Genomic DNA, 19,528 nt, shown 5'->3' on the forward strand with positions numbered 1-19,528 from the left:
CGCGAGATGAAGACCGGCCTCACCACATCGGTGATCCTGCATACGGCGGTGCTGGCCTTCGGCCTGTTCACGCTGTCGGCGCCGGCCGCGTTGCCGTCCGCCGACGTGGAGTCGGTGGCGGTCGAGATCGTGCCGACGGAAGCCGTCGCGCAGACACTGCAGGGCGACAAGAAGGCGGTGATGCATGAAAAGCCGGCGCCGTTGCCGACGCAGCGTCCCGACATCGTGCCGGTTGCGCAGAAAGTTGGCGAAAACAGCGTCGACACCGACAAGCCGATAACCCCGGAGGCCAAGCCGAAGCCCGTCGACACGACCTCGGCCCCGCCGCCCGCGCCGACCCCGATCGAAAAGCCGAAGCCCGAGGACGTGCCGAAGCCGCAGGAAAAGCCGAAGCCCATTCCGGCGACGGAAGTGGCGCCGGTGCCGACGCCCAAGGAAGAGGTCAAGCCCGAGCCGGTCAAGCAGACCGAGCCCAAGCCGACACCGGCCAAGCCGGCACCGACCCCGCCGCCGCAGGACAAGACCGCGGCAATAGACCCGACGCCCGAGGTCAAGCCGGATGCCGTCGCCGAGGCGATAGCCAAGGACCCGCCGACCGAAGAGACGCAGCTGCCGAGTTCGGCGCCAGCACCTGAAGCGCGGCCGAAGCCGCAGCCGGCACAGGCCGAAAGCGCCAAGGCGCCGGACCGCAAGGATGCCGAAAAGCCGGTCAAGGAAGCCTCCTCAAAGCCGAAGTCGAACGACAAGCAGTTCAACGCCGACGAGATCACCGCGCTTCTCGACAAGCAGAAGCCGTCCGGCGGCGGCGCCAAGCGCTCGACCCAGCAGGCCTCGCTCGGTGGCGACAAGGATCAGGGACAGAAGCTGTCGAAGTCCGAGCAAGGGGCGCTGGAAGATCAGCTCGGTCATTGCTGGACCCTTCCGGTCGGCCTCGAAGGGTCCGAGGATTTCACTGTGGTCATCCGCTTCAACCTGGACGCATCGGGCAAGCTGGAAGGCCGCCCGACTGTCGAAAAGTCCAGCGGCAACCCTCAATTCGACGCCAGCGCGGTTCGCGCCGTGCAGAAATGTGACGTTGCCGGATTGCAGGTTCCCGCGGGGAAGCAGGACATATGGTCTGACGTTCGCGTCAACTTCGATCCAAGAGCGATGCTTGGCCTTTAGCCTGAGCACCCAAAAATCAGCAAGAGAAGCGAGAAGACATGAAATCCATCCTCAAGCCGCTCCTGATGGTCGCCGCAATGGCGATGGGCATAATTTCTGTCGCCACCTTGCCTGCTCGGGCAACCCTTGAGCTCAACGTCAACAAAGGCAATGTCGAGCCGATGCCGATCGCCATCCCCGACTTTCAGGGAGAGCTCGGAGCGCAGATATCGGCAATCGTCACAGCCGATCTGAAACGGTCAGGACTGTTCGCGCCGATCGACAAAGCCGCCTTTGTCGAAAAGATCACGAACCCGGACGCGCCCCCACGCTATGAGGACTGGAAGGTCATCAACGCGCAGGCACTGGTTACCGGAAGCGTCAGCAAGGAAGCGGATGGCCGCATCCGCGCCCAGTACCGGTTGTGGGACATTTTTGGCAACACGCAGTTGGCCGGAGAGCAGTTTTTCGCCAACGACGCCAATCAACGCCGCGTCGCGCACATCATCGCCGATGCGATCTATGAGAAGATCACCGGAGAGAAGGGCTATTTCGACACGCGTGTCGTGTTCATCGACGAGTCCGGTGCCAAGAATGCGCGCAAGAAGCGGCTCGCCATCATGGACCAGGATGGCGCCAACGTCCGCTATCTCTCGGACGGCAAGTCGATCGTGCTGACGCCGCGTTTCTCGCCGAACCGGCAGGAAATCACTTACATGTCCTATGAAAGCGGCCAGCCTCGGGTCTATCTCCTGCAGATCGAGACCGGGCAGCGCGAACTGGTCGGCAATTTCCCGGGGATGACGTTTGCGCCGCGCTTCTCGCCCGACGGCCAGAAGGTGATCATGAGCCTGCTGCGCGATGACGGCAATTCCAACATCTTCGCCATGGATCTGCGCAGCCGTTCGACGACGCGGCTGACCAACTCGACAGCCATCGATACCTCGCCGTCCTATTCGCCCGACGGCAGCAAGGTTGTGTTCACCTCCGACCGCGGCGGCCGCGCGCAGATCTATGTGATGGGCGCCGACGGCTCCGGCCAGACCCGCATCTCCTTTGGCGACGGCGTCTATTCAACGCCGGTGTGGTCGCCGCGCGGCGATCTCATCGCCTTCACCAAACAGACCGGCGGCGAATTCCAGATCGGCGTCATGAAGACCGACGGCTCTGGCGAGCGCATCCTGTCGTCCGGCTTCCAGCAGGAAGGACCGACCTGGGCGCCGAACGGCCGCGTGCTGATGTTCTTCCGTGACTCCGCCGGCGGACCCAAGCTTGTGTCGGTCGATCTTACTGGCCGCAATGAGCAGCCGATTCCAACCGCGAACTTCGCGTCGGACCCAGCCTGGTCGCCGCTACTGGAATAGGTTCGGCTGAATTGCCACAGATGCTGAAAAGGGGCGGTTTCGGCCCCTTTTCCATGCATTGGCCGCGTTTTGGCCGCATTTTCGCCTAGGGTCCGCGCCAACTGTGGCCTCGGATCAAGAGGTTGCGGACGGGCAACCTAAACCAGCCTAAACCTAATATTAACCGTGTTTCTTGAATGCGGGTTAACCCAAACGTGGTTACTGGGTGATCAACGAAATCACTCGAATACGATCACTCGAAATACGAAGGAGAGGCGGCATGGGCCGTATCGCAGCACTTACCAGAAACCCGGTCATGATCGCGCTGGTGGCGATGCTGGCCATCACCGGTTGCGCCTCGAAGAAGACGCCGAACAACGCCGCCGACCTTGGCCTCAACGGCGCGGGTGCTGCAACGCCCGGCTCGGCGCAGGACTTCACCGTCAACATCGGCGACCGCATCTTCTTTGATACGGACTCAACCTCGATCCGTGCCGACGCGCAGACGACGCTTTCGCGCCAGGCGCAATGGCTGAACCAGTACAAGCAGTATGCCATTGTCGTCGAAGGTCATGCCGACGAGCGCGGCACGCGCGAATACAATCTGGCCCTCGGCGCCCGCCGCGCCGCCGCCACCCGTGACTTCCTGGTTTCCAAGGGCGTTTCGGCAAGCCGCCTGAAGACCATTTCCTACGGCAAGGAGCGTCCGGTCGCGGTCTGCGACGACATCTCCTGCTGGTCGCAAAACCGCCGCGCGGTCACCACGCTCAGCGGTGCCGGTTCCTGATCGGCAAAAATACAACACAGCTTTGCGAAAGGCGGCCTTCGGGCCGCCTTTTTCATATCTGGATGCCCGAAACAAAATTTGGCCGAAGTCTCGGGCCCTGCTATGAGCCGAGGGCGCTTGGCTGGTCCCACTCTGGTTGGAAGGCGCGCAACAGACCAACGACACACGGCGAGAGGCACATGCATTTAAGATCGGTTCTGAGCGGCACACTTGCGCTGCTGCTCCTATCAGGCGTCACCGCCCCGGCCAGCGGCCTGGGAGCAAGCGGGACAGGGCAATCAACCGACAGCGGCTTTTCTTTCCATCTGCCCAGCATCGAACTGCCCAAGCTTTTCGGTGAAAAGAAGAAGCCCGATCAGGTTCAGATGGTGCAGTCAGATCCTGCTGCCGTCACCAGCCTGGAAGACCAGCTGCGGCAGATGAACGGCAAGATCGAGGAACTCAATTTCCAGGTCCTGCAGATGCAGGAGCAGATCCGCAAGCAGCAGGAAGACAACGAGTTCCGCTTCCAGCAGTTGGAAGGCGGCTCGCAGGGCGGACAGGCACCGGCGGCACCTAAGAAGAAGTCCGACGCAACCACCGACACCAACACCAACATGGCTTCGGCCCCGGCAACCCAGGCACCGGCCGATGCCGGTGCCGCGCCCGCCGATGGCACCGCTGCTGCATCCTCTGGGGGCAAGACGGTCGAGGACGTCATTGTCGAATCGCCCGATGGCGACCCCGGCAAGGCGATCCCCGGCACGGGAGCGCCGGAAAAGACCTTTGGCTCCATCACCGTCGACAAGAACGGCAATGTGATCGATGCCGACGGCAACACCCAGGCGGCCGCGCCGGCGCAAGACGCTGCCCCGGCGACCGGCGCACCGGCCAAGGCCAGCAAGTCCGACGGCACGGTGGTCGCGGCGCTGCCCTCCACCAAAGACCCGGAAGAGCTCTATCGCAATTCCTATCAGTTCATCCTGTCGGGCGACTACAGCACCGCCGAACAGGGTTTTCGCGATCATATTTCTCGCTTCCCCAAGGATGCGAAGACGGCGGACGCGCATTACTGGCTGGGTGAGTCCCTGCTTGGCCAGCAGAAGTACCGCGATGCGGCCGAGGTCTTCCTCGCCGCCAGCAAGGACTACCCAAAGGCCAAGAAGGCTCCCGACATGCTCTTGAAGCTCGGCGTGTCGCTGGTCGGCCTCAAGCAGCACGACGTCGCCTGCGCCACCTTCAGCGAAGTCAGCAAGCGTTATCCCGACGTTTCCAATGCACTCAAGGAGCGCGTCAAGCAGGAGAAGGCCCTTGCTGCCTGTTGATTTGGCTGCCTGTTGATTTTTCCCAGCCATGTCGTAGTCCAAGGCCGGGACCACTTTTGGGCGACATGCGTTGATGCTCGACACCGAGCCTGATCTTTCGACCAACCTTCTTTTCAGTACGAAGAGCCTTTTTTCGGCTATCGATTTTACCCACGGCGCCGTTGCGGCCGTGTCCGGCGGCAGCGACTCGACTGCCCTGCTTCTCCTTCTCAAACAGCATCTCGACCGAACCGCGCCGTCCGCGAAACTGCTGGCGGTAACGGTCGACCATGGCTTGCGGCAAGGTTCTGCGGCCGAGGCGCAAGCGGTGGCGAAGCTATGCGCGGAGCGCGGCATTGCCCACCGCATCCTGGTCTGGTCCGGGCGCAAGCCATCGACGGGTCTGCCAGCAGCGGCGCGAGAAGCACGCTACCGGCTGCTGGCCGAGGTGGCACGTGCCGAAGACATCGGCCTGATCGTGACCGGTCATACCGCCGACGACCAGGCCGAGACGGTGCTGATGCGGCAGGCGCGGGATGATGGCCAGGAGCCTGCAGAAATGGCAGGCCGGGGGCTTGCCGGCATGGCGCCGGCCACACTCTATGACTGGCGCGAGTGGATCGTTCGCCCGCTTCTTGGCACGCGGCGCTCGGCACTTCGCGACTTCTTGCGGAGCGAACAGGTCGGCTGGGCCGACGATCCGACCAATATCGACGAGGCCTTCGAGCGGCCGCGCGTGCGCGCCGCGCTTGCCGGCGAAAGTATCGAACATATGGACGATGCGCTGCTGCTCGCCGGCCAGGCCGCCGTGGAGCGCAGGCGGCTTGGCGCCAATGCCGCCGATCTGATTGATCGCTTCGCCACCCAGCCAATCATCGGCCTCATCCGTCTCGATCCGTGCCTGCTGTCGAGCGACGACGACCGCGCGGCCGTCTATGCGTTGCGTATTTTGCTGGCCACCGCCGGAGGCGTTGCCTTGCTGCCGGATCATGCCCGCAGCGAGGCACTGTTCGGCCGGCTGAAGGACGGCTTTCTTTGCGCCACATTGTCGCGGAGCGTGATCGATTTCCGGCGTGCCGGCATCTTCCTGCGCCGCGAAGCGCGGGGTTTGCCGCCGGCTGCCGCAGTCACCGACAATGCCGTGTGGGATGGCCGCCGCCGCATCACATTGAACGACAGGTCAGATCCATTGTTGATCTCGCCGTTGGGTGCCACAGCGGCAAAGCGGCTGGCGATTGGTGCGGGAGAAACCCCGCCAAGCCTGATGCGCGCCGCGTTGGCTGCGGAACCAGCATTGCGGCAAGCCCTTGAAAACCCTGGATTGCCGCAGGGCGAGCCGGGGTCGCCAGGGTTCGCTTCGCGGCCGCTTGTGTCGCCTTTTGCCCGCTTCCTGCCATCCTTCGATCTGGCGCCGGCGCGGGCCGTCGCCGGGCTGATCGGCGCGTCGCCGCTGCCTCTCCCGCCATGGCGCGGCCATAGTGCCGGTTGATGGTTGGTCGAAAGCTTAACCCAGACGTGCTGTTATGCTTGGCAAGGGGAGGCGCTCTCCCTATGTTAGGCCCAAGTTTCCTCTCATGATGCTGTCCGTCCGCGGACGCCAACGGGACAATTGATGAATCCGAACTATCGCAACCTCGCGCTCTGGGCGATCATAGCGGTCCTGCTCATCGCTCTTTTCAATCTGTTCCAGACGCCGCAGACGCGTGGGGCCTCAAGCGATGTGCCTTATTCGCAGTTCCTGCAGGATGTCGCGGCCGGCCGGGTCAAGACGGTGACCATTGCTGGCGCGCGCATCACCGGCACCTACAGCGACAATTCCACCGGCTTCCAGACCTATTCGCCCGGCGATCCCTCGCTGGTCTCGCGGCTGCAGGACAAGAACGTCACCATCAATGCGCGGCCTGAAACCGACGGCTCCAACTCGCTGTTCGGCTATCTGATCTCCTGGCTGCCGATGATCCTCATCCTCGGCGTCTGGATATTCTTCATGCGGCAGATGCAGTCCGGCTCCGGACGCGCCATGGGTTTCGGCAAGTCGAAGGCCAAGCTTCTGACGGAAGCGCATGGCCGCATCACTTTCCAGGACGTTGCCGGCGTTGACGAAGCCAAGGAAGACCTTGAAGAAATCGTCGAGTTCCTGCGCGATCCGCAGAAGTTCCAGCGCCTTGGCGGCAAGATTCCGCGCGGCGTGCTGCTGGTTGGCCCTCCCGGCACCGGCAAGACTTTGCTCGCCCGCTCGGTTGCCGGCGAAGCCAATGTGCCGTTCTTCACCATTTCGGGTTCGGACTTCGTCGAGATGTTCGTCGGCGTCGGCGCAAGCCGCGTGCGTGACATGTTCGACCAGGCCAAGAAGAATGCGCCCTGCATCATCTTCATCGACGAAATCGACGCTGTCGGCCGTCATCGCGGCGCCGGCCTCGGCGGCGGCAATGACGAGCGCGAGCAGACGCTGAACCAGCTGCTGGTCGAGATGGACGGCTTCGAATCCAACGAAAGCATCATCCTGATCGCCGCCACCAACCGTCCCGACGTGCTCGATCCGGCGCTGTTGCGTCCGGGCCGTTTCGACCGCCAGGTGGTGGTGCCGAACCCCGACATCGTCGGTCGTGAGAAGATCCTCAAGGTGCATGTGCGCAACGTGCCGCTGGCCCCCAATGTCGACCTCAAAGTCGTCGCTCGCGGCACGCCGGGCTTCTCCGGCGCCGACCTGATGAACCTGGTCAACGAATCGGCGCTGATGGCAGCTAGACGCAACAAGCGCCTCGTCACCATGGCCGAGTTTGAGGACGCCAAGGACAAGATCATGATGGGCGCCGAGCGCCGCTCTTCGGCCATGACCCAGGCCGAGAAGGAGCTGACCGCCTATCACGAAGCCGGCCACGCCATCCTGGCGCTCAACGTGCCGTCGGCCGATCCGCTGCACAAGGCTACGATCATCCCGCGTGGCCGCGCGCTCGGTATGGTCATGCAGTTGCCGGAAGGCGACCGCTACTCGATGAGCTACAAATACATGATCTCGCGCCTCGCCATCATGATGGGCGGCCGTGTCGCCGAGGAGTTCAAGTTCGGCAAGGAGAACATCACTTCGGGTGCGTCCTCCGACATCGAGCAGGCGACCAAGCTGGCGCGCGCCATGGTCACGCGCTGGGGCTTCTCCGACAAGCTCGGCCATGTCGCCTATGGCGACAATCAGGAAGAGGTGTTCCTCGGCCATTCGGTGGCGCGCACGCAGAACATTTCGGAAGAGACCGCACAGATCATCGACGCCGAAGTGCGCCGCCTGATCGACGAGGCCTATGTCTCGGCCAAATCCATCCTGACCAAGAAGAAGAAGGAATGGATCACGCTGGCGCAAGGCCTGCTCGAATACGAGACGCTGTCTGGCGAAGAGATCAAGCAGCTGATCGCGGGCAACAAGCCCTCGCGCGACCTCGGCGACGATACGCCGCCGAGCCGCGGCTCGGCCGTGCCGAAGTCCGGTGGCCGCCGCAAGAAGGGCCCCGAGCCCGAGGGCGGCATGGAGCCGCAGCCGTCCAGCTGAGCAGAACGTTGTTGAGTTCAAGAAAACGCCGCGGCTTCTCCGCGGCGTTTTCTTTTGTGAAGGCACCGCCGTGGTTCGCCGGGACCAAGGCCGGCCAATTGTTGAAGTCGGCACCGCCCCTCATTGCTCTGCCGGGCGTTCGTCGTTCGAAAAGCCAAGCGGTTGGCTTTTCGCCCGCTTCGCGGACCACTCCTCAACTCCCCGTATAGTGACGGGGAGAAAGCAGCTTGCCTCAACGTCGGCGCTTTTTGCGGCGCTGGTGATTGGTGAAACTATAGATGACAGCGCCCCTCTCCCGTCACTATACGGGAAAGGATGCCGGCAGGCAGGTGAGGGGCAGCGCAAATGCGTGTAGATCGCGCGGCAAAGAAAAAGCCCGCGAACCCTGCGGCTCGTGGGCCTTTCTTTGTTGACCTATTGCTGCCGATCAGGTCTTCAGCCTGGCATTGCACAGGCTGTAATAGCCGCCACCCTTCTGGATCCACTTGAGGCCGCTCAACGTGCCGGCATCCTTGTTGCTATGGTAGCCTTGGAGGCAGGTCTTCATTCGCGCCTTGGCGGGTTTTTCGGCCTGAAATTCGGCCGCGAGCGTAGTTGGGAACGTCACGCCAGCCGGCGCTACGGTGGGTGCGGTCACCGCGCTGGCTTCCTTCTTCGGCTGTTGTGTCGCTTCGGCCGTGTTCGCCTCGGCGCTTCCCGCAGCGGACGTTGCGCATTTATCCTTGCGGAAAGCGTTCCATTCCACTCCATTCAGAGTGCCGCCTTCCTTGGCGGTCCGATAAGCCTCGCCGCATTCCTTCATCGTCAGTGCGCTTGCAGGGCCGACGCTCCACGCAACCAATGCCGTCCCGGCGAATACCGCCAATTTCAAATTGAGCATAAGATCCTCCTGGTTGATTACAAGCTAATGTCTTTTTGTATACTGTTTGTTCCTGATATGTTCAATAGGAATTTTTTGGGCTGCTGTCAAACCTGACGGTTGGCGGTGTGGGCAAATTGATGATGCCGACAGCTCCCGCGATATGCAGAGGCTGACAAGGCCGTAGGCGTGGTCGCGCGCAACAAAAGGCCCGCGATGCGGATGCATCGCGGGCCTTTGGATTTTCCGTCTACTTCAATTCGATCTCAACCGGCTCGTGCCTGATCGATCTCGGAGACTACCATGCGTGGCTCAGCCCTTCAGCTTGGCATTGCACAGGCTGTAGTAGCCGCCGCCCTTCTGGATCCACTTCAGGCCGCCGAGCGCGTTGGCGTCCTTGAGGACATAATACTGGTCGAGGCAGGTGTGCATGCGGCCCTTTCCGGGGGTCTCGCTGGCATATTTGGCCGTGATCGCGGACGGGAAGGTGACGCCCTTGGGCGCAACCGTCGTCGGCTTCGGCGGCTCCTTGGTGTAGTTGGCTTCGCTCGGAGCCGGTACGCTGTCGTCATCGGCGGCGGCGGCGCCGCACTCGGCCTTGCGGAAGTCGTTCCACTTCTGGCCCTTCAGCGTATTGGCTGTCTTGGCGGCCTGATACTTGGTGCTGCATTCGGCCATGGACAGGCCCTTGCCGGCGGCGGCGGGAGCCGCGGCGGCCTTGGTGGTCGCCGGCTTGGTGGTGTCGGCGGCAGCGGATGCGCCTGCACCGCATTCGGCCTTGCGGAAGTCGTTCCACTTCTGGCCGTTCAGCGTGCCGGCGGCCTTCGCCGCCTGATACTTGGCACTGCATTCCTTGGACGTCAGGCCCTTGGCCGTGCTGTCAGCCGCAGCGGCGGCCTTGGTCGTCTTGGCCGGCTTGGTCTCGGCAGCCTTGGTTGCGGCCGGCTTGGTGGTGTCCGTGGCGGCGGCGTCGGTACCGCACTGCGCCTTGCGGAACTGGTTCCAGGTTGCCCCGGCAAGTGTCCCGGCATCCTTGGCGGCGTTATACTTCGTGCTGCATTCGGCCATCGTCAACGCGTTGGCTGGCGCAGCCAGGAACAACGTCGCTACGGCAAGGCCGGTCAGAGTGGCAAGTCGGTGGATGAGCATAGCGTTTCTCCGTTGCTGCAGCCCATTATACGTCCCGCCGAATCAATAACGCTCAACGGTCGGTTGCGCCAGATGCTAAGTGAGGTATATATCGCCGGAAGCCGGTTTCTCCCGATAAGGTGATGAAATCATTGCCCCTTACCGGGTTAAAACCAAGATTTTCCACGTGCAGCTGCACCGAATAGCTCGCAAAACTGGTATATTCAGCGCCACAATGTCGTCATGATAGGCTGCGGCCTTGCTGTGTGCAGTGCACAACAATGATTTTCTAATGATTGGTAACATATAATCACACAATGTGATCATGACGAGCCGGCTAATTGTGGCATGACGTGCGCCGGACGGAACCCTTGAGGACTCTGACTAGCATGGCAGGAAATTACTTCGGCACGGACGGTATTCGCGGGCGCGCCAACAAGTTTCCGATGACCGCTGAAATCGCCATGCGGGTCGGCATGGCCGCCGGCCTTTCGTTCCAGCGCGGCAGCCACCGCCATCGTGTCGTTCTCGGCAAGGATACCAGGCTTTCCGGCTATATGATCGAGAATGCGATGGTCGCCGGGCTTTGCGCTGCCGGCATGGACGTGTTCCTGCTTGGCCCGATCCCGACGCCGGCCGTTGCCATGCTGGTGCGATCGCTGCGCGCCGATATCGGTGTCATGATCTCGGCTTCGCACAATCCCTATTACGACAACGGCATCAAGCTGTTCGGACCTGACGGCTACAAGCTCTCCGACGAGATCGAAGAGCGCATCGAGAGCATGCTCGACAAGGACATCGAACTGGCACTCGCCGATTCCGACGGGCTTGGCCGCGCCAAGCGCGTCGACGGCGTGCATGACCGCTACATCGAATTCGCCAAGCGCACGCTGCCGCGCTCGATGTCGCTTTCGGGTCTCAGGATCGTCGTCGATTGCGCCAATGGCGCCGCCTACAAGGTGGCGCCGGCCGCGCTTTGGGAACTGGGCGCCGAGGTCATCGCCATCAATGTCGAGCCCAACGGTCTCAACATCAACAAGGAATGCGGCTCGACCCATCCGGCCGGCCTTCAGAAGAAGGTGCACGAGGTGCGCGCCGACATCGGCATCGCGCTCGACGGCGACGCCGACCGCGTCGTCATCGTTGACGAGAATGGCACCATCGTCGACGGCGACCAGATCATGGCGCTGATCGCGGAGTCATGGCACCAGAGCGGACGGCTTGCCGGCGGCGGCGTGGTTTCGACGGTCATGTCCAATCTCGGCCTCGAACGCTTCCTCGGCGACATGAAGCTGCAATTGCACCGCACCAAGGTCGGCGACCGCTATGTCGTGGAGCATATGCGCGCGCATGGGCTCAATGTCGGCGGCGAGCAGTCGGGCCACATCGTGCTGTCGGATTTCTCGACCACCGGTGACGGTCTCGTCTCGGCGCTGCAGGTGTTGGCCTGCATCAAGCGCCAGGGCCGCCCGGTCAGCGAGCTGTCGAAGAAGTTCGAACCTGTGCCCCAGCTTTTGAAGAATGTCCGCATCGCCGGTGGCAAGCCGCTCGACGAAGCTCCGGTCAAGGCCGCCATCGAGGATGCCCGTCACCGTCTTGGCAAGGCCGGGCGGCTGGTCATACGGCCATCCGGCACCGAGCCGCTGATCCGGGTCATGGCCGAGGGTGATGATCCGCAACTGGTCGAGGCGGTCGTCAACGACATCGTCGAGGTCATCTCGGAAACCCGCAGCGCCGCCTGATCCCGGCGCGCCCGCAGGCCGCTCTGGTCGCAACCAAGCCCGCCCTTCTGGTGGGCTTTTTTGTTGGCCGCAGACCCGGTCCCTGGTTGGCGATCCTTCGAATTTTAGCGAATCGTGGTTAAGCAACAGGGTTAAACGCCTTTTAACTTTTCCAATTCATTATCCACCCTTGAAAGCCAATCTCATTCGGACGCAACCGCTGTTCCGAGGGTTCCTAGGGGTGACAAGCATGTTCAATACAGCAAGAAAGGCCCTGTTCGCGTTGCTGTTCGCGGGCATGGCCTGGCCAGTTCTCGCAGCCGACCTGCCAGAGCCGCAGGTCGAAGAAGCACCACCGCCGGTCTACGAGCAGCCGGTCGATGTCGGCGGCTGGTACATCCGAGGCGATATCGACTATCACAAGTCTGATGTGCGCGGCATCGACTACATGACCTACAGCGTCGACCCTTGTAATTGTACGGTTACGCCGGGCGGCAAGAGCTTCGACTACGGCAAGCTTAAGGGCGGTTTCTCGCTCGGCGGCGGCGTCGGCTACAAGATCAACGATCATCTTCGTGCTGATGTGACCGCCGACTATTGGTTCAAGTCGAACTTCAATGGCGGTACTTCGGATCTCCTCACGACCTCGACCGAAGTGTCGAAGATGAGCGCCCTGTTGCTGCTCGCCAATGCCTACGTCGACATCGGCACCTGGCACGGCATCACGCCCTATGTCGGCGCCGGTATCGGTGGCGCGCGCGTCAAGTGGGATAGGGTCTACGACCCCAACACCACCGAGACCAATCCCGGAGCATCCAACTGGCGCTTTGCGTATGCAATCATGGCCGGTGCCTCCTACTGCTTGACCGACAAGGTCATCCTCGATGCCGGCTACCGCTTCTCCCATATCCAGGGCGGCCGCATGTTCGAATGGGATGTGAGCAGCACCGGGCCGGGCTTTGACCGCGGTATCAATACCCACGAAGTGCGCGGTGGCCTGCGCTATCAGTTCGGCGGCAACAACGGGTGCAGCGTACCGGTAGCCTATCAGCCCGAGCCTGAGCCGATCTACACCAAGTAAGAACTTTCACGATCGAATATTCGCGAACCGCCCGGCCCAGCCGGGCGGTTTTCGTTTGAGTTGTCGCCAATGCAACGCCTGGGATGCAACCCCGAAACGGAGGTTGCTCCTGGGCGATATGCATTTGCGAAATCAATTCGCTAACGCTCTGTTAGCCTTAACCGTGACTTAACCACTATGGTTAACAATGCTCCTTGAGACGATGGCTGCTGCCGTGATTGCAAGCGTCGCTAAATTCGGGAGTCGGGTATCATGACACTCACATCGCGTATCGCGCTGGTGCTTGCCGGAGTAGGGCTCTTGCCGCTGACATCAGCATTTGCAGCCGACTATGATCCGCCAGTCGTTGTCGACCAGGCGCCTGACTATGTGCCGGTCGAGGTCGGCTCGGGCTGGTATCTGCGCGGCGACGTCTCCTATCTCGTGCAGAAGAGCTTCAAGAATGATGATTTCGCCTTCACGCCGGCGAGCTTCAGCGACAAGGAAGATCCCGTCTTTGCCAGCATCGGCTTTGGTTACCATTTCAACGACTATCTGCGCGCCGATCTCAATCTCGGCTATCTGCCCGGCAACAAGATCGGTGTCGGCTATGACGATTCAGCGACTGTGGTGCTGCCGGCCACGGCAACCGTGGCGTCAGGCTCCCTGAAGAACTACGCGTACTCGCTGATGCTCAACGGCTATGTCGATCTCGGGACCTATGTCGGTATCACGCCCTACATCGGCGGCGGCGTAGGGGTGGTCCAGAGCACGCGCAAGCTTTCGGCGAGCTATTTCACCGACAACAACGACCCAACCGATGATTTTACCCAGCAGGACAACAAGACCCAGTACTCCCTGGCCTATACCCTCAATGCCGGCCTGGCTTACCAGGTGACGAAGAATGTTTCCGTCGATCTGGGCTATCAGTATTTCTCCGCCCCGGATGCCGAATATGTGACGGCCGCAAGCCTGACATCCTATCCGGTCAAAAAGGGGATCAGCAATCATCAGGTCAAGGTCGGGCTGCGCTACGATCTCTGGTAGGCCTGGGACAGATCGGGACTTTGACGGCGGATCCTCGTGGTCCGCCGTTTGCGTTTGAAATCACGCGAACCTGATCGCGGACCGCCTGTATCCCGGCAGCGACAAAAACTTTCCTCTTGACGCCCGAAGCCTGAACGCATATCGCCGTCCGTGGGCCACCCCTCCCCAACGAGGGGCCACTATCTGGAAGGATAGACCACGATGACGACGCATACGAAGCCCGGACTCCGTCCGGCAAATCCCCATTTTTCCTCAGGTCCCTGCGCAAAACGCCCTGGCTGGTCGGTCGAGGCGCTGAAGAATGCCGCGCTCGGCCGTTCCCACCGCGCCAAGATCGGCAAGACCAAGCTCGAACAGGCAATCGAGCTGACGCGCGAAATCCTGCAAGTCCCGGCGGACTACCGCATCGGCATCGTGCCGGCGTCGGACACCGGCGCTGTCGAGATGGCGCTGTGGTCGCTGCTCGGCGAGCGCGGCGTCGACATGGTCGCCTGGGAGAGTTTCGGCTCCGGCTGGGTCACCGATGTGGTCAAGCAGCTGAAGCTTGCCGATGTGCGCAAGATCGAAGCCGGTTACGGCGAGCTGCCGGACCTGGCCAAGATCGACTTCGATCGCGACGTGGTCTTCACCTGGAACGGCACCACGTCGGGCGTGCGCGTGCCGAATGGCGATTTCATTCCCGCCGACCGCAAGGGGCTGACCATTTGCGACGCCACCTCGGCGGCGTTCGCGCAAAAGCTCGATTTCGAGAAACTCGATGTCGTCACCTTCTCCTGGCAGAAGGTGCTGGGCGGCGAAGGCGCGCACGGCATGCTGATCCTGTCGCCCCGCGCCGTCGCGCGGCTGGAGAGCTACAAGCCTGCATGGCCGCTGCCGAAGATTTTCCGCCTGACTTCGGGCGGCAAGCTGATCGAGGGCATCTTCAAGGGCGAGACCATCAACACGCCGTCGATGCTGTGCGTCGAGGACTATCTCGACGCGCTCAATTGGGCGAAGTCGATCGGCGGCCTCGATGCGCTGATCGCCAGAGCGGATGCCAATGCCGCCGTGCTCGAAGGTTTTGTCGACAAATCGTCCTGGCTCGGTCACCTCGCTGCTGAACCGGCGACGCGCTCGAACACCTCGGTCTGCCTCTCTTTCACGGATCCCGATGTGGCGGCGCTCGATGCCGACGGGCAGGCGGCTTTCGCCAAGGGGCTGGTCTCGGCGCTCGACAAGGAAGGTGTCGCCTATGACATCGGCTCCTACCGCGACGCGCCCCCCGGCCTGCGCATCTGGTGTGGTGCGACGGTCGAAACATCAGATCTCGAAGCACTGCTGCCATGGCTCGACTGGGCCTTTGCCGCGCAGAAGGCGTCGCTGAAAGCGGCTGCCTGAGATTTTGGCGGCGGCCCGCGCGCCGCGCCATTCCCGGATCAATCCCATTTTTCAAGGAGGCCGCCATGGCGCCCCGTGTTCTCGTCTCTGATAAACTTTCTCCCACCGCCGTGCAGATATTCAAGGATCGGGGCGTCGAGGTCGACTATCTGCCCGATCTCGGCAAGGACAAGGAAAAGCTGCTCGAAGTGATCAGCCAGTATGATGGCCTCGCCATCCGCTCGGCAACCAAGGTCACCGAGAAGCTGATCAACGCCGCCACCAATCTCAAGGTCATCGGCCGCGCCGGCATCGGCGTCGACAATGTCGATATCCCGGCCGCGAGCCGCAAGGGTATCATCGTGATGAACACGCCCTTCGGCAATTCGATCACGACCGCCGAACATGCCGTCGCGATGATCTTCGCGCTGGCGCGCCAGATTCCGGAGGCCAACGCCTCGACCCATGCCGGCAAATGGGAAAAGAACCGCTTCATGGGCGTCGAGATCACCGGCAAGACGCTGGGCGTCATCGGCTGCGGCAATATCGGCTCGATCGTCGCCACGCGCGGCGTCGGCCTGAAGATGCATGTCATCGCCTTCGACCCGTTCCTGTCGGACAAGCGTGCCGAGGAACTCGGCGTCGACAAGGTCGAGCTGGACGAGCTCTTCGCCCGTGCCGACTTCATCACGCTGCACACGCCGCTGACCGACAAGACGCGCAACATCATCGACGCGGCGGCGATCGCCAAGATGAAGAAGGGCGTGCGCATCATCAATTGCGCGCGCGGCGGGCTGGTCGTCGAGGCCGACCTGATCGCGGCGCTGAAGAGCGGCAAGGTGGCGGGCGCCGGCATCGACGTGTTCGAGGTCGAGCCGGCTGAGCAGAACGAGTTGTTCGGCATGGAGAATGTGGTGGCGACACCGCATCTCGGCGCCTCGACGGCGGAAGCGCAGGAAAATGTCGCGCTGCAGGTCGCCGAGCAGATGGCCGACTATCTGATCAAGGGTGCGGTCTCCAACGCCATCAACATGCCGTCGATCACGGCGGAAGAAGCGCCGCGGCTGAAGCCGTTCGTGAAGCTCGCCGAAGTGCTCGGCGCCTTTGTCGGCCAGGTCACCGACGATCCTATCAGCGAGGTCGAGATCCTGTTTGATGGCTCGACCGCGACGATGAACACGCGCGCGCTGATCAGTGCGGCTCTGGCCGGGTTGATCCGGCCGCAGGTCGCCGACGTCAACATGGTGTCGGCACCGATCATGGTGAAGGAGCGCGGCATCATCGTCGCCGAGGTCAAGCGCGACAAGTCGGGCGTGTTCGACGGCTATATCAAGTTGACGGTCAAGACCGAGCACATGACGCGCTCGATCGCCGGCACCTGCTTCTCGGACGGCAAGCCGCGTTTCATCCAGATCAAGGGCATCAACCTCGACGCCGAGGTCGGCCAGCACATGCTCTACACGACCAATGCCGATGCGCCCGGCATCATCGGCCTGCTTGGCACGGTGTGCGGCGAGAACGACGTCAACATCGCCAACTTCCAGCTTGGCCGCAACCGGCCGGGCGGCGATGCCATCGCGCTGCTTTATCTCGACGCACCGTTCCCGGAAAAGGTGCTGGAGCAGGTGCGAGCGCACAAGTCGATCGGCTCGGCCAAGCGGCTGCGCTTCGACGTGGGCGGGGTCTGATCTCGGCCTTTCCTGGAGCAATTCAAGGAAAAGTGTGAAACGGTTTTCCGCCCGGAATTGCGTCAAAACAAGAGTTAGAGATCAAAGGCGCGGCCTCGGTCGCGCCTTTTTGCTGCTTAGGGCAGCTCGGCTGGTGGGATCATCGCCGTCTTGCGTCCGCTGTATTCGGCAAGCGCGATGCCGCCCAGGACGAGGACCAGCGCCAGTGCCTGATAGAGCTGGAATGTCTCGCCGACGATCAGCACCGAAAGCAGCGTGCCGAAGATCGGCACCAGATTGATGAACAGGCCGGCACGGTTGGCGCCGATCAGCTCGTTGCCTCTGATGTAACAGACTTGCGAGATGATCGAGACGCCGACGGCGATGTAGACGACAATCCCCCAGCCGCGCGTGTCGGGCAACATAACCTTCCCGGTGGTGATCTCCCACAGGAAGAAGGGCAGCGAGGTGACAAGAGCTGCAACCGACAGAGCCAGCATCAGGCTTTGCCAGCGCATCACCGGCTTCAGCCGCAGCCCGACCGAATAGCCGCTGTAGAGGATGACTGCGACCAGCATGATGGCGTCGCCGAAATTGAGCTCCAGTGTGAGCAGCCGGCGCGGATCGCCGTGGCAGGCGGTCAGGATGACGCCAGCGATGGTCAGCACCACGCCGGCAATCTGCGCCCAGCTCACCCGCAAGCGGAAGAAGATGAAGTTGGCGACGATGATCAGTACCGGCATCGCCGCCTGTTCGATCGAGACGTTGATCGCCGTCGTGTAGTTGAGCGCCGTGTAGAAAATGGTGTTGAACAAAGTGAAGCCGCTGGCCCCAAGTGCCGCCAGGACGAACCAGTGTTTGCGCACCACCGGCCAATCCTCCCGGATCGTGCGCCAGCCGATCGGCAGCAGGATCGCCACGGCCAGCACCCAGCGCAGGAAGACCAGCGTCATCGGCGAGACGTGATCGACCGCCAGCTTGCCGGCCACCGAATTGCCGCCCCACAGCAAGGTGGTGAGCAGCAGGAAGATGTAGGCGCTTCGATGCATCGCGGGATTCCGGCCGCGGCGGATGCGCTGCGGTGTTTGCCGGCCTATTGCCCCCGTCAGTCCAAGTAAATGATGACAAAGCCGAAAATTGTTGTGCCTCAGGGCATTTTCGAGGGCAAAGAAAGGTCGCACTCGCGAGGTCTTGACGCTATAGAGGCCTGTCGTTTCGAACCATATCCAAGCCGCTCGGCGGCGTCTCAAGGGAAAAGAAACATGGCCAATGTGGTGGTCGTCGGCTCGCAGTGGGGCGACGAGGGCAAGGGCAAGATCGTCGACTGGCTGTCGGAGCGCGCTGATGTCGTGGTGCGGTTCCAGGGCGGCCACAATGCCGGCCATACGCTGGTCGTCGACGGCAAGGTCTACAAGCTGTCGCTGTTGCCGTCCGGCGTCGTGCGGCAGGGCAAGCTGTCCATCATCGGCAATGGTGTGGTGTTCGATCCGCACGCTTTCGTGGCCGAAGTGGCGAAACTCAAGGCGCAGGGCGTCGAAGTGACGCCGGACCGCCTGAAAATAGCCGAAAACACAGCGCTTATCCTGTCGCTGCACCGGGAGCTGGACGGATTCCGCGAGGACGCCGCCTCAAATTCCGGGACAAAGATTGGGACGACCCGCCGGGGCATTGGTCCGGCCTATGAGGACAAGGTGGGTCGGCGCGCGGTGCGGGTGATGGATCTGGCGGATTTGGAAACGCTTCCAGTGAAGGTCGACAGGCTGCTGACGCACCACAATGCGCTGCGCCGCGGGCTTGGCCATGCCGAAGTCACGCATGACGCGATCATGACTGAATTGACCTCGGTCGCCGATCAGATCCTGCCCTATATGGACCGTGTTTGGAAAATCCTCGACGACAAGCGCCGCGCCGGCGAACGCATCCTGTTCGAGGGCGCGCAAGGCACGCTGCTCGACATCGACCACGGCACCTATCCGTTCGTCACCTCGTCCAACACGGTTGCCGGGCAGGCCGCCGCCGGATCGGGCGTCGGTCCGGGCGCCATCGGCTATGTGCTCGGCATCACCAAGGCCTACACGACACGCGTCGGCGAAGGGCCGTTCCCGACCGAACAGAAGAACGAGATCGGCGAGTTCCTTGGCACGCGCGGCCATGAATTCGGCGTCGTCACCGGGCGCAAGCGCCGCTGCGGCTGGTTCGATGCGGTGCTGGTGCGCCAGGCCGTTGCCGTCAACGGCATCAAGGGCATCGCATTGACCAAGCTCGACGTGCTCGACGGGCTGGACGAGATCAAGGTCTGCACCGGCTATCGCCTGGATGGCGAGATGATCGACTATCTGCCGGCGAGCCAGGGCGCGCAGGCCCGTGTCGAACCGGTCTACGAGACGCTGGAGGGGTGGAAAGGCACCACCGCCGGCGCGCGCAGCTGGAACGATCTTCCGGCCCAGGCGGTCAAATATGTCCGATACATAGAGGAGTTGATCGGCGCACCGGTCGCGCTGCTCTCCACCAGCCCGGAACGGGACGACACAATACTTGTGACCGATCCGTTTCAAGACTAGTTTCTGAAGCCTTTCCGGGCATCGCGGCTGAT

General features: G+C 62.3%; 16 protein-coding genes. 12 read left to right on the plus strand and 4 right to left on the minus strand.

Translation table 11 applies throughout. From position 1 onward, the window contains the following. The first annotated feature begins 6 nt into the window (after positions 1 to 6). The 4 genes from EB235_RS07375 to ybgF all read left to right on the plus strand — a co-directional run bounded on the left by EB235_RS07375 (position 7) and on the right by ybgF (position 4,577). Positions 7 to 1,164, plus strand: coding sequence for a TonB family protein (locus tag EB235_RS07375; RefSeq protein WP_027031610.1), 1,158 nt, complete (start codon positions 7 to 9; stop codon positions 1,162 to 1,164). Between the two features lie 38 nt (positions 1,165 to 1,202). Next, positions 1,203 to 2,507, plus strand: coding sequence for a Tol-Pal system beta propeller repeat protein TolB (gene tolB, locus EB235_RS07380; protein WP_027031609.1), 1,305 nt, complete (start codon positions 1,203 to 1,205; stop codon positions 2,505 to 2,507). A 259-nt stretch (positions 2,508 to 2,766) separates the two neighbouring features. Then, positions 2,767 to 3,273 (plus strand): peptidoglycan-associated lipoprotein Pal, encoded by a 507-nt coding sequence (pal, locus tag EB235_RS07385; protein WP_027031608.1) that lies wholly within the window; start codon positions 2,767 to 2,769, stop codon positions 3,271 to 3,273. A gap of 179 nt (positions 3,274 to 3,452) precedes the next feature. Further along, the gene (gene ybgF, locus EB235_RS07390; RefSeq protein ID WP_027031607.1) at positions 3,453 to 4,577 is read left to right on the plus strand and encodes a tol-pal system protein YbgF; all 1,125 of its coding nucleotides are present in this window, start codon (positions 3,453 to 3,455) and stop codon (positions 4,575 to 4,577) included. On the opposite strand, the gene EB235_RS34675 is transcribed toward ybgF, so the two are convergent. After that, entirely contained in the window at positions 4,546 to 4,848 is a 303-nt protein-coding gene (locus tag EB235_RS34675; protein ID WP_245268990.1) for a hypothetical protein, read from the minus strand. The two genes, ybgF and EB235_RS34675, sit on opposite strands and share 32 nt — an antisense overlap. On the opposite strand from EB235_RS34675, the gene tilS reads away from it, so the two are divergent. Continuing rightward, complete coding sequence (gene tilS, locus EB235_RS07395) at positions 4,747 to 6,045, plus strand: tRNA lysidine(34) synthetase TilS (protein WP_245268964.1); 1,299 nt, start codon at positions 4,747 to 4,749, stop codon at positions 6,043 to 6,045. The genes EB235_RS34675 and tilS overlap by 102 nt on opposite strands. A gap of 123 nt (positions 6,046 to 6,168) precedes the next feature. Beyond that, a complete protein-coding gene (ftsH, locus tag EB235_RS07400; RefSeq protein ID WP_027031605.1) occupies positions 6,169 to 8,097 on the plus strand; it encodes an ATP-dependent zinc metalloprotease FtsH in 1,929 nt (642 codons plus the stop codon). Between the two features lie 427 nt (positions 8,098 to 8,524). Here ftsH and EB235_RS07405 read toward each other — a convergent pair whose 3' ends face one another. Together EB235_RS07405 and EB235_RS07410 are read right to left on the minus strand one after the other, a co-directional pair. Continuing rightward, on the minus strand, positions 8,525 to 8,977 hold the full coding sequence (locus tag EB235_RS07405) for a hypothetical protein (RefSeq protein WP_027031604.1): 453 nt from the start codon (positions 8,975 to 8,977) through the stop codon (positions 8,525 to 8,527). 291 nt (positions 8,978 to 9,268) lie between these two features. Continuing rightward, positions 9,269 to 10,105 carry a hypothetical protein gene (locus EB235_RS07410; RefSeq protein WP_027031603.1) on the minus strand — a complete coding sequence of 279 codons (837 nt, stop codon included), beginning with the start codon at positions 10,103 to 10,105 and terminating at the stop codon, positions 9,269 to 9,271. Between the two features lie 368 nt (positions 10,106 to 10,473). Between EB235_RS07410 and glmM the strand changes: the two genes are divergently transcribed. The 5 genes from glmM to serA all read left to right on the plus strand — a co-directional run bounded on the left by glmM (position 10,474) and on the right by serA (position 16,956). Further along, positions 10,474 to 11,826: a phosphoglucosamine mutase gene (glmM, locus tag EB235_RS07415; RefSeq protein WP_027031602.1), complete on the plus strand. Its 1,353-nt coding sequence runs from the start codon at positions 10,474 to 10,476 to the stop codon at positions 11,824 to 11,826. A gap of 229 nt (positions 11,827 to 12,055) precedes the next feature. Next, entirely contained in the window at positions 12,056 to 12,886 is an 831-nt protein-coding gene (locus tag EB235_RS07420; RefSeq protein ID WP_027031601.1) for an outer membrane protein, read from the plus strand. Between the two features lie 252 nt (positions 12,887 to 13,138). Continuing rightward, entirely contained in the window at positions 13,139 to 13,912 is a 774-nt protein-coding gene (locus tag EB235_RS07425) for an outer membrane protein (RefSeq protein WP_027031600.1), read from the plus strand. Positions 13,913 to 14,113: 201 nt separating this feature from the next. Next, positions 14,114 to 15,289 (plus strand): phosphoserine transaminase, encoded by a 1,176-nt coding sequence (locus tag EB235_RS07430; protein ID WP_027031599.1) that lies wholly within the window; start codon positions 14,114 to 14,116, stop codon positions 15,287 to 15,289. Positions 15,290 to 15,354: 65 nt separating this feature from the next. Continuing rightward, complete coding sequence (gene serA, locus EB235_RS07435) at positions 15,355 to 16,956, plus strand: phosphoglycerate dehydrogenase (RefSeq protein ID WP_027031598.1); 1,602 nt, start codon at positions 15,355 to 15,357, stop codon at positions 16,954 to 16,956. Positions 16,957 to 17,072: 116 nt separating this feature from the next. Here the strand turns inward: serA and EB235_RS07440 are convergent, their stop codons facing one another. Further along, positions 17,073 to 17,984, minus strand: coding sequence for a DMT family transporter (locus EB235_RS07440; protein ID WP_027031597.1), 912 nt, complete (start codon positions 17,982 to 17,984; stop codon positions 17,073 to 17,075). A 213-nt stretch (positions 17,985 to 18,197) separates the two neighbouring features. On the opposite strand from EB235_RS07440, the gene EB235_RS07445 reads away from it, so the two are divergent. Beyond that, positions 18,198 to 19,496 carry an adenylosuccinate synthase gene (locus tag EB235_RS07445; protein WP_027031596.1) on the plus strand — a complete coding sequence of 433 codons (1,299 nt, stop codon included), beginning with the start codon at positions 18,198 to 18,200 and terminating at the stop codon, positions 19,494 to 19,496. Positions 19,497 to 19,528 lie beyond the last annotated feature (32 nt).

It is taken from the genome of Mesorhizobium loti R88b (assembly GCF_013170845.1).
GTDB classification, from domain to species: domain Bacteria; phylum Pseudomonadota; class Alphaproteobacteria; order Rhizobiales; family Rhizobiaceae; genus Mesorhizobium; species Mesorhizobium loti_B.